Origin of the sequence: Bdellovibrio sp., assembly GCF_047637665.1 — a bacterium.
Taxonomy (GTDB): Bacteria; Bdellovibrionota; Bdellovibrionia; order Bdellovibrionales; family Bdellovibrionaceae; genus Bdellovibrio.
Genome location: NZ_JBLJBT010000003.1, coordinates 31,954 through 42,155, shown reverse-complemented (window position 1 = coordinate 42,155; position 10,202 = coordinate 31,954). Strand labels below are relative to the sequence as shown.

9 protein-coding genes are annotated in these 10,202 nt (G+C 45.8%); 5 read left to right on the top strand and 4 right to left on the bottom strand.

Annotated features, from left to right (window positions below; translation table 11 throughout):
- Window positions 1-108 precede the first annotated feature (108 nt).
- From ACM64D_RS00495 to ACM64D_RS00485, 3 genes are all read right to left on the bottom strand, one after another.
- Complete coding sequence (locus tag ACM64D_RS00495; protein ID WP_415061217.1) at window positions 109-1,122, bottom strand: hypothetical protein; 1,014 nt, start codon at window positions 1,120-1,122, stop codon at window positions 109-111.
- A gap of 208 nt (window positions 1,123-1,330) precedes the next feature.
- A complete protein-coding gene (gene ttcA / locus ACM64D_RS00490) occupies window positions 1,331-2,110 on the bottom strand; it encodes a tRNA 2-thiocytidine(32) synthetase TtcA (RefSeq protein ID WP_415061216.1) in 780 nt (259 codons plus the stop codon).
- Window positions 2,107-3,150 carry a mechanosensitive ion channel family protein gene (locus tag ACM64D_RS00485; RefSeq protein WP_415061215.1) on the bottom strand — a complete coding sequence of 348 codons (1,044 nt, stop codon included), beginning with the start codon at window positions 3,148-3,150 and terminating at the stop codon, window positions 2,107-2,109. The genes ttcA and ACM64D_RS00485 overlap by 4 nt, the downstream gene beginning before the upstream one ends.
- Window positions 3,151-3,261: 111 nt before the next feature.
- On the opposite strand from ACM64D_RS00485, the gene ACM64D_RS00480 reads away from it, so the two are divergent.
- The 5 genes from ACM64D_RS00480 to ACM64D_RS00460 all read left to right on the top strand — a co-directional run bounded on the left by ACM64D_RS00480 (window position 3,262) and on the right by ACM64D_RS00460 (window position 8,995).
- A complete protein-coding gene (locus ACM64D_RS00480) occupies window positions 3,262-4,824 on the top strand; it encodes a hypothetical protein (RefSeq protein WP_415061214.1) in 1,563 nt (520 codons plus the stop codon).
- A gap of 155 nt (window positions 4,825-4,979) precedes the next feature.
- On the top strand, window positions 4,980-5,663 hold the full coding sequence (locus ACM64D_RS00475; protein WP_415061213.1) for a L,D-transpeptidase family protein: 684 nt from the start codon (window positions 4,980-4,982) through the stop codon (window positions 5,661-5,663).
- A 67-nt stretch (window positions 5,664-5,730) separates the two neighbouring features.
- A complete protein-coding gene (locus ACM64D_RS00470) occupies window positions 5,731-6,474 on the top strand; it encodes a PilZ domain-containing protein (RefSeq protein ID WP_415061212.1) in 744 nt (247 codons plus the stop codon).
- 63 nt (window positions 6,475-6,537) lie between these two features.
- A complete protein-coding gene (locus ACM64D_RS00465) occupies window positions 6,538-8,340 on the top strand; it encodes a hypothetical protein (protein WP_415061211.1) in 1,803 nt (600 codons plus the stop codon).
- Window positions 8,341-8,359: 19 nt separating this feature from the next.
- A complete protein-coding gene (locus ACM64D_RS00460) occupies window positions 8,360-8,995 on the top strand; it encodes an RDD family protein (RefSeq protein ID WP_415061210.1) in 636 nt (211 codons plus the stop codon).
- Here ACM64D_RS00460 and ACM64D_RS00455 read toward each other — a convergent pair.
- Window positions 8,978-10,138 carry an RNA methyltransferase gene (locus ACM64D_RS00455; protein ID WP_415061209.1) on the bottom strand — a complete coding sequence of 387 codons (1,161 nt, stop codon included), beginning with the start codon at window positions 10,136-10,138 and terminating at the stop codon, window positions 8,978-8,980. The genes ACM64D_RS00460 and ACM64D_RS00455 overlap by 18 nt on opposite strands.
- Window positions 10,139-10,202: the final 64 nt, after the last annotated feature.

Genomic DNA, 10,202 nt, shown 5'->3' with positions numbered 1-10,202 from the left:
GACTTATGCTTATCTTTTTTGACTCATCGCCTTATCTGGTTAAGTGGGAAGAACCAGATTTCTCTCCCTCAAACAGCGTTTAAATTTTCTTACAATCTTAAGTTGGTTTTATTCTTGAGAGGCACTAAGGCGCATCTCGATTTGGTCGATGTTGAGATTATTGATTTTTTCTTCGACAGAGATAAAGGCCTTTGTTTTTTCGTCCAAAGCGGCTTTCAGCTCATCAAGGCTCATGTCGTGGACTGATTTTTCGCCGAAGTTCAATTTATATCCGAAATAGGCGACGGCAGAAGTCAAAGCCGCGAAGGAAGCGCCCAGAAGAGTCTTCTTATAGATTTTCGCTTTTTCTCCGAACTGAACGAATTTACCTAAATTTCGCATTTGATAGATGTAGTCCTTGGTCAGTTTTGTGCGCATGACTTTTTGATTTTTTACCATGTCCAGAGATTTCTGAGAGAGAGCTTTTAGCTCCAGTTCAGAAACTTGAGGTTTCATGGTGGCTGCACGAAGCTCTTTGAGATGTGAAACATTTCCTTCGATGATCTCGCTATAGAGGAAGAGGCGGCGGGTGGCGACGGGATCATTCACCTTTTTGGACTTCAGTAATTGTAAATTCGCCTCTAAAGAGGAGATCATAGAGTCCATTCGTGCCGTCACCTGATCGGCGGCAATATTGTTTGAGGCCATAAGTTTTTTTAGCTCAAAAGATTGATACAACATTTGTCTGTTATTTTTTAACAAGACCAAAGTGTTTTCTAGTTCAGCTTTTGAACGTGCTCCGACCTCGATGGTTGAGTTCATCTCATCGACGTGACTCATTACGGCCAAGACACTTCCTGTGAAAACTGCAAAGAGAAGAGCTGTTTCCGGGCCTGCCTTGAGGGCTTGGCTACTTGATTTGGCCTCTCGATCCAAGAGCTCTTGATTTATTTCTAAAATATCGTGTTCTAATTGGCTTCGCAGTTCATATGATTTTTTAAGAGTTTCATCGACAGATGGGGTTGCTGCTGCTGTTGAGGACGTTGCCGCAAGGGCAGAGACCTGCGCTTGGGCGATAGAGACATTCATAGATAGGGCCATAACTAACGACAGGCAAAGAGCCTTCTTGCTTTGATTTTTCATAAATTCCTCCAATGCCTGATAAACAAAGCAACAAGTGGTCCAAGAAGGATTTGTCTCAAAACGAGACAAGATGATTTTCAAACTTGATTTATTGGAGATGGAGTGTGTGGGCAGAGGTCGCGAAGGACACGCCCCGTTGAAACTTTATGCGGAGTCCGACAAAGATTGTTTTTCGAGAGCAAGCTGCTCTCGAAGCTTGATATCAGTATTAAGTCTTAAGATTTTTAAAATCCCAAAGTTCCTGATCCATCAACTGGCTGGGTTTTACATTCGACATCGCTGTCTGAATGGAGGCGTAGATATTAGGGATTTCTTTTTCGAGATCCCGAACAAGTCGCTTCATACGTTGACGTTTTAATCCATCCTGGGACCCGCAGAGATTGCAAGGAATCACCGGGAACGCCCAAGCTGCGGCGAGTTCTTCAATATCTCTCTCTGAAACATAACATAAGGGGCGAACTAAAATATTACGTTCATCATCAGACTTCAGCTTAGGTGGCATGCTTGCTGTTGTTCCCACGTAAAATAAATTTAGAAGAGCGGTATGAACCACATCGTCTCGGTGGTGCCCTAAAGCCAGTTTGGTGAAGCCGTTGTCATGCGCATAATCGTATAAAATCGCGCGACGAAGGCGCGAGCACAAAGAGCAGTAAGTGTTTCCTTGAACTTTTTCTTTAACAATAGAGTAAGTATCGCGTTCAACGATATGCAGCTTCACGCCCAGGCTTTCAACCCAGAGTTTGAATTGACTGGGTTCAAATCCCGGCTGTTTTTGATCTAAAATGGCGGCTTCAAGTTGGAAGCGTCTTTCCGAGCGTCTTTGAATCTCGGTCAATAAAGCCAAGAGCACGCTGGAGTCTTTTCCTCCAGAAACGCACACCATGATTTTGTCGCCGTCTTCAATCATATTGAAGTCGTTAAGAGCTTGGACGATTTGTTTTCTGATTTTCACCGCTAAGGGGTGATTAAAATCTACTGCTGTTGTCATGATACGGGCGTTCTATCTGAAAGTTCGATCACTTGTCGAGCTAATTTCACACCCGCTGAGCGCAAGGACTCAACCCCGCGGACGTACACTTTATCTCCCACGCTGAACTGGGATCCATAATTGTCGATAAAGTAAATAATTTTTAGTTCAATCCAGTGTTCATTCGTATCGCTGACATAGGCCCACGGAGCGGGAATCCCCCGGACCTCTCCAATCCCCGCAGCGGTGCGCTCTAAAAGCTGTTTTGCCAGCTCGACATTTTCACCATAGGCAATGCGAAAAATTTGGCGACGCAGAATGGGGGTGTCAGGCGGGGAGTAATTCGAGATCGTGGCGTTCGCCATAAAACGATTCGGCAAAGTGATCAGCTCATCCGAGAAACCGACCAGGGTCGTTGAACGCCAGGTGATTTCACGCACCTGACCTACGGTCTTTTGAATACCGCTGACAATCTCAAGCCAGTCGCCGATTTCAAAGTTTCGATCCACCTGCAAAGAAATGCCCGCAAAAAGATTTCCCAAAGTGTCTTGCAATGCCAAACCCAGAATCACCGAAGCGGCTGCTGATGTCGCAAGCAAAGGCCCCACCTCAAGTCCGAAGACATGGGCAATACCCCAGAAGGTCAAAACAATAGAAAGGATTAAAGAGAAGATATTGACCAAGAGGAGAGGGACTCCATGTTTCATGGATCCGAGGAAAAGATACTGTAAAACGATCAGTCGAGAGGTCTTAACAAAAACAACGTTTCCCCAGATAAATAAAACCACGGCGACGTAGGGAGTGACTTTGGCCATATTGCCAAGTTGAGGCTCGGAGGTTTGCAAAAATATGAAAAGTAAAAAAAGAAAACTGAGAACCACATAGTGACGAAGCAAAGTGCGGAAGTGATTGCGAATGCTGCGATGTCTTTCTTCGCTGGCCTCGCGTAAAAAGAACTTATAAAAAACCCAGGTGATCGCAATTAAGCATCCAAGAAGAATGAAAGGTTCAAGCTCAAGAAGCCCATAAAGTGCCTGAATTCTGATAAACTTTTCTGCCATAGTGTGAAGGTCCTTTTAAAGTCCCATTATAGTGACTAATTTTTAGTCTAGTCGAGTCTAAAATTTGTGAGGAGGGTCATCTGTCGACTCAGAGCTGCCGATAAAGTCAGCATGAGAACGCACAGTATTTATTTTGCCCTTGGGGTAACGACGACCTTGATGATGACGGCCTGCGCCCCGAAAGGCTATGAAGCCGTAAATGATATCGCCTCCCAAACAGTTCAGGACATTGCCTGTAAAGACAACCAGCTTGAGACCAAGCTTTGGGATGGACTGAAGACCTATCTTCTAGAGCAAAAGTCGATTCCCGCTGCCGACACCATGAAGCAAGCGCTTCATGAGCAGTTAGAAAAATTGGCTAAGGAAAATCCTCAGCTTAACGATAAAGACCTAGAGCTTCTCTCTAAAGATTTAGACAAGCTTGTGGAAGCTCTTTTGGAAGAAGCCCCTCAAGGGGAGCGCGTGGAGAGTCCTGAGCAGCTCTTAATACTGCTTTCCGCCATTGATGTCGGGGATCGCTCGACTGTTTTCCGTGCCTATATGCAAGATAAGGTTCGTGGAAGTTTTGGTCGTCTTCAGAAGACGGTTCAAACTTTTGATTTAAACTGCCCGGCTCCTTCCACGGATACGGGAGACTCCAGCGCGGGGTCCGTCAGTGGAGGTGGAGCGGAACCTCAACCTCCCGTTTCAACTCCGGAGCCGAATCGTGATTATGAGTACCATAAAAACCAAGCCTTGAGCAGTGGTTCTAGTTTGGCTGTTTTTGGTGGCCGCTGGGCCTTTGCGACGGCTTATCAGAGTTGTCAGAGTTTACAACTGCCCTCCATGAATGAGCAAACTCCGGAAGTGCAAGGGATCAGCATTGTGGGTAAGCATCCCGACGGCGTGGGCAGTAAGCGTATGATTGCTAGTCTTCCTCAAGTTCAAAGTACTCACTACTATATTCGCGACATGAGCAGCTACGGACAGGGTTGCTTTAATGTGCGCCAAAGTCCTTTGATTTATGATTATGGCGGAAAACCTTACGCCACCACGGCCGCAGATTCTCCGATTGATTTGTTTAAGAACAATGGAGATGGAACCAGTGTTTTAGGAATTGATTGCTCGGGATATGTCTTCACGTCGATGGCGACGGCGGGACTTCGTTTGAAGGCGGGGCGACCTTTAAAAGCGTCGGACTCTTGGGCCTGGGGTTCAAGTTCCTATGTAGAGCCGCAGGACAATGGATTAACCTGTTTAAATAAAATCTCAGTGTCTGCGACAACAACCATGAAGGCCGGAGACATTGTGGCGGTCTATGGGCATGTGCTTCTGATTGATAAAGTCGGAGCGGATCCTTTTGGAATTTCGTCAGTAAAAACAGAAGCGGACTGCTCTAAACTCACGTCAGATCGTTTCGATTTCGTGGTTGCGCAAAGTGCCCCAAGCAAGGGGGGGATCGGAATTAACTATTACGAAGCCCGCAATTATCTTCCCACCAGCGCCAAGATGAAGACCGGTCTTGAGAAGTACGCCTACTATACCTGTTTGGCAAAATTCAACGGCAAGACGTACACACCCAATATCGGAACTCTCTCTGTTGTTCGCCACAAAGGGACTCCGGACTGTATGGCTCCTCGCGTGACCCTTGCTCGAGAAAGTTGCATTCAGTCTTGTTCGTCCATGAGTCGGTGATTTCGCTGACGAACTTTCTTACAAAGTGACAAGTTTAGGTCCTTGCAGAAGCGCAGGGACCATTTTATTTTCAGATAACACTTCAAAATGTTTTACAAAAAAATAAAACCACAAAGCCATGCTTCATAGGGCGGTCTGTGTTATAACTTCAAGTCATGAAAAAAACTCTTCTGGTGCTTCTAGCTTTAAGTTCTCTATCTACCCACGCTCAGGCGGCTTCGAAAGCCGCAGACAAGAACTATCGTTTTTGTAATGACATCACTCAGGTTGATAAGCTTTTAGATCGCTCGAATCAGACGGTTCAAAGACTTAAAGATGAAGGTGTGAAGATCGAGCGGATTGTGGTTTCCAAGGATCGCAAAGAACTTTATTTGATTTCGGGCGAAGTGGTCTTGCGATATTATCCCGTGGCTTTTGGTGGTAATCCCGTAGGGCACAAACAATTTGAGGGCGATAATAAAACACCCGAAGGCGTGTATTTTGTAGACTATAAAAATCCCCAAAGTCAGTACCTGAAAAGCCTGCACATTTCCTATCCCAACAAGAAAGACCTTGAATTCGCCAAAGCCCAAGGAAAATCCGCCGGCGGTGACATCATGATTCATGGCTTTCCGACGGATAAACGCAAACGCTATTGGGTTGAAATGGCGCATCCTGCGAATTGGACCCAAGGGTGTGTGGCTGTGACGGATCAAGAGATCGAAGAGATCTATTCTTTGGTTAAAGAAAATACTCTTGTAGAGATCTGTAAAATGACGGTCGAGGATAAGGGGGATGATGAAAAGAACCCTGAAGAGCCTAAGACGGTCATTTCAATTCCCGGAAAACGCACCAACTAAGGTCTGGCTAATCAAAGAAAACATCCTCAGTGAAGCCCCCTTCGTTTAGTATAAAAACGGAGGTTGGATGACACAGGCAGAGCTTAAAAAGCCCGCGGGGATTTTTCTTTTAGCATATCTTTTTCTTTTAGCCCCCCTTGGTAATTTAGCGATCAGTTTTGCTGGTAGTGGAATCTCGGAGTGGTATAAGCCTTCGGTTTTTTATGCATTTCTGCAGACGGTTTCTTCGTTAGATTGGTTCTGGTTAAGTCTTCTTTTTGTGACGGGTCTATTGCTTTTTCGTCCCCATAAAACCACGTGGTCTTTGGCGATCGGCGCCCTTTTTGTGGTTTTGGCAATCAATAGCTATCGTTTTTTAAGCCATGACCTTAATTATGAGGGGAATTTTGCCCAGTGGCAGTTGGGAATTTCTAGTTTAGTCACCGTTTCGATTTTATTTGTGGTTTTTTATTTCCGGTTTCCTTACTTGGATCGTCGGGCTCGTTGGCTTTTTCCAACGGCGCATCGTTACGAATTCCGCACCCCCGTGGAAGTCGTGGCTCAAGATATTTTTACCGGCGTGACAGAGTCGATTTCTGCCAGTGGTGCGCGCATTCGCTTGAAGCGGCACATGGCGGGTGGCTCCCGGGATCTTCGTTATGTGGATGTGATCTTTCCTGAAATTCGCAATATTAAAATCAAAGCCAGGGTGGTCGAGTATGGCGACAACCTTTTGCGTTTGAAGTTTAAAGGATTGGAAGGGCGGGATCGCGCTTACCTGCTGGACTGGTTTCGGTCTCAAATTGAGACAAATGAAGAAAGCTCAGGGTAAGTCTAGGTTCTTGTTAAGTTATTTAGAAAGTGTACCGAAAAGACTCAAAAGCATGAGGTCGTTATGAGATGGAATTTTAAACCTGTTTCTCTATTAAAACAATTTGCTGCCGGGATCTCCGTTGTGACGATGTGTATTTCCCCCGTGGCAGAAGGCGCCGCGGCCGCGAATCAGAAGAAGCTGATCAATCAATACTTAAAAGAAACGGCTCTGACTACAAAAAAAATGACAGTAGGTGAATTCTGGCGAATGGTTCGCCATGTGTATCCTGCGACTTTGCAAAAGCAGATGGATCAGTGGGTGGCATTGAATCACCAAGAGATGATGCCTTCCGTGGAAGCCACAAGCTTTAAAGATGCTGACGGTAAAGAACAGGTTCGTTTGACCTTGTCGAAGGACGGCCAAAGCACAAGTTTGACGTTCACAGGTGACGAAGAAAATCCATTGAAGGTCAATGGTGTTTCTTTTACGAAGAAAGAGCTTCTTAACTACAACAGCTTTAATGATCTTGCGGGAAAAATGGCGAAGCAAGATCCCATCGTAGGGAAAGCTCTCAAAACGGGGACTCAACCGGTTTTGGGTAAAAATTCTGTTTTGACGTTTAAAGAATATAAAAGCCTGACTTCTTATCAGAAAGCGGAATACCTCATCCGTTTGCGTTTAGCGATGGAGTCTGCGCAACGTGTTTATAAAGTTATCTACGGCGCTCAGGCGTATAACGAAATCAATAAAAAGTATGAATGGGTTTTGCAGTACTTCTTCGGTGAAGAGGCTCAAGCTGCAGGAACAGGTTTGACGGGAAAACCTTGTATCGTCGCGGGATACTTATCTATCTATGGTGAGTCCGGATCTTGCGGTGGAAGCAGCCAAGGCGCTTTAGATTTAAAAGCGAAAATGCGTGATAGTCAGGCTAGTTGTGCGAACAATGGCGTGGCATGTAACCCGATGGTTTACGGATTTGATCAAGGCGGGGGTGCGTACTGCGTATCTCGTTCTGAAGTAAAGTATGCGACGCGCGTTTGTAACTCTAAATCTCCCCTGCAAAATGCAGATCCTAAAAAAGAGGGTGAGAATAAAAAACGCATTATTGAGTCCTACTTGAAGAAAGTTAAAAACCAAGATATCAACTTAAATCTCAATGACGAGGGAAAGATCTCGGAAGAGCAATATGCGCAGATCTCTTCTTACCTTGGTGACTTGCAAACTTATATTAACTCGGCTATTGCAGAGTGCGGACAGGCTCCTTTAAAAGATATTCAAAAGAAGCGTGAAGACCAAGTGTCTGCGTGTGAAGAAATTAAGACTCGTGCCTTCTCGCTTCAGTCTTTTGCGGCGAACCCAGAACCTCCAGGCCCTCCGGGACCTCTTCCAAATCCTGGCGAACCTAATTGTAACGACAAAATGCCGGGCTCTGTGGCTGGACCCGATGGAAAATGCGTATGTGCTGAAGGCTCTAAAGAGGGTGAGATCGGCGAAGGCGATAAAAAAGGTCCTGGTTGCGTGGTCGTTGATGCTGGTGGAAGTGGTGATTTGCCCGGTGGTAAAGACACTCCTCCAATCAAAGGTGAAGACAGCAGTTGTGGATTCTGGTGTCGCAATAAGAACTGGATTATTCCAGTAGGTATCGGAGCTTTGGCTTTAGGATTGTTCTGGTGGATCACAAATAAAGACAGCAAAGCGAAAAACAATAGTCCTGTCTATATTCCACCAGCTCCAGTGCCTGAGCCGACAGCGACGACAAGTCCGACGGTGACTCCGGCGCCGACAGTGGAGCCTCCTCCTGTGGTTGTGCCTCCTCCGACTCCGACAACCACTGAGGGCGGTTCAAAAACAGATTCTCCAGGAAGAGCGGGCGGCGTTCGCTAAGACTCTTTGAAAGAGAAAAATGAATATTGATAAACATCAAGATAGATTGAATCCGCAGCGGGCTCCTCTAAAAAGAGAAGCCCCTGTGCCGTTAAGAGGGCCGACTCCGCGCCGACGTTCTCCAGGGGCCCCTGCGCCTTCAAGAATTAATAATCTTTTTAAAGATCGCCAGAATATTCAGTTTGATCAAAATACGGGATTTCATGGTGGCCCTTCCGCGCGTCGCAAAGGACACCGTTTGGCGCTATGGTCTTGGTTGGCGTCTCTTATTGATGGACTTATTTTGATTTCCGCAAGCTGTGTCTTTATTTTGATGTTTTCCCTTGTCGTGAAAACATCAGTCGGCGGTATTTTTAAAGGGCTTTTGCACAGCCAACATGAAGCCACTTTCTTTTTTGAAGTTTTCTTTGTTTGCGGTTGGATCTACATGGTGACCATTCGCAGTTTGATGGGATCCACCATTGGAGAGTGGTCCTGTGATTTACGCTTAGGGCAGCCCCATGAAAGACTTCAATCGGGTTACCTGGCTCGAGTGGCCTTAAGAAGCACCCTGATCCTACTGACGGGGGTCGTTACGTTGCCTATTCTTTCTCTTTGTTTAGGGAAAGATCTCGCGGGAATTATTTCCGGACTGCGTTTATTTTCTTTGAAGTAGCGCTAAAACTTCGTAGTGAGAGGTCTGTGGGAACTGATCGACGATGTAGACCTCCTCTAAATCATAACCACATTCTTTAAGTCGAACGACATCCTTCGCCATGGATTCAGGAAAGCAAGACATGTAAATGAAGAAGGGCGGCCTTTTGTTGGCAGGAAGTTCTTCAAGCGGACTTAAAAAATTCATAAGACCAGAACGGGGTGGATTCACCAAGACCCCATCGAATTGAGAAAAATCCTGAGTCAGCTTCTTTTGAAAGTCACCGCGATGGATCTCAATCTTTTGACGTAAAACTTGTAAATCCTCAGGCAGACTTTCAAGTGTCTTTTGGAGACCCTCTAAAGACAAGGCATCAATTTCACAGGCTGTCAGAGACTCCGCCGCAGCTAAAGCGGGCAACGTTAGGTTGCCGATACCAGATCCAAACTCAATCAAGCGTGATCGAGGAAAAGATTGAATCCAGCCATTAATAACATCACAGATAATCTTATTGGCGCGAAGACTGGGTTGAGTGAAGCTCGCCACTTGGCAAAATAAATCAACGGGACGCTCGTTCATCCAGGTTTGAAACCAAACATGCATTTCAGGATCACGAAGTTTAAATTCACTCCCGGTCCAAACAGGGACCTTGCGGCGTTGACCGATTTCCACCAAGGCCTCTTTTTGGAGGTTGTGTAAAATCGTCTTTTCATCGAGCAATGTTTTAATATCGATATTTGCAAAATCAAGCCAGACCCCCTTTTGTCCTTGGGGCCCGATGCGTAAGCGGATGGAACCTTTTTGAAAGGGCCATTGTATCTTTCGAAACTCCGAAAGCCAGGATTGTAAGACTGGGGAAAGCTGGGAACATCCTGGAATATCCAAAATCTCCCGTCGGTCTTTGCGGTAAAGCCCGAGGCGACCCTCTTCAAGGCTGAAATCCAAGCGGTCCCGAAGAAATGCAGGACCGGCAGATAGGACCTGGATGGATCCTAAATAAGGTAAACTAAATTCTGTAAATAATTGGAGTAATTGATCTTTTTTAAAGTCACACTGGGCCCCATAAGTGAGATCCAGATGTTGGCAGCCAGAGCACAGGTCTTGAAGGGGGCAAAGCACTCGCTCATCCCTGTTAAAACTTCCTTTTTTCAATAATTTGGCCATTGAATACTTGCCCCTGGTCTGCTGCTGTTATATTCCTTGGGCTCATTTTACCAGGAGTTTGGGG

What these genes read in the sequence shown, in the direction of transcription:
- ACM64D_RS00495 (WP_415061217.1), bottom strand. Translation starts at nt 1,122, where the DNA reads ATGAAAAATCAAAGCAAGAAGGCTCTTTGCCTGTCGTTAGTTATGGCC.
- ttcA (WP_415061216.1), bottom strand. Translation starts at nt 2,110, where the DNA reads ATGACAACAGCAGTAGATTTTAATCACCCCTTAGCGGTGAAAATCAGA.
- ACM64D_RS00485 (WP_415061215.1), bottom strand. Translation starts at nt 3,150, where the DNA reads ATGGCAGAAAAGTTTATCAGAATTCAGGCACTTTATGGGCTTCTTGAG.
- ACM64D_RS00480 (WP_415061214.1), top strand. Translation starts at nt 3,262, where the DNA reads ATGAGAACGCACAGTATTTATTTTGCCCTTGGGGTAACGACGACCTTG.
- ACM64D_RS00475 (WP_415061213.1), top strand. Translation starts at nt 4,980, where the DNA reads ATGAAAAAAACTCTTCTGGTGCTTCTAGCTTTAAGTTCTCTATCTACC.
- ACM64D_RS00470 (WP_415061212.1), top strand. Translation starts at nt 5,731, where the DNA reads ATGACACAGGCAGAGCTTAAAAAGCCCGCGGGGATTTTTCTTTTAGCA.
- ACM64D_RS00465 (WP_415061211.1), top strand. Translation starts at nt 6,538, where the DNA reads ATGAGATGGAATTTTAAACCTGTTTCTCTATTAAAACAATTTGCTGCC.
- ACM64D_RS00460 (WP_415061210.1), top strand. Translation starts at nt 8,360, where the DNA reads ATGAATATTGATAAACATCAAGATAGATTGAATCCGCAGCGGGCTCCT.
- ACM64D_RS00455 (WP_415061209.1), bottom strand. Translation starts at nt 10,138, where the DNA reads ATGGCCAAATTATTGAAAAAAGGAAGTTTTAACAGGGATGAGCGAGTG.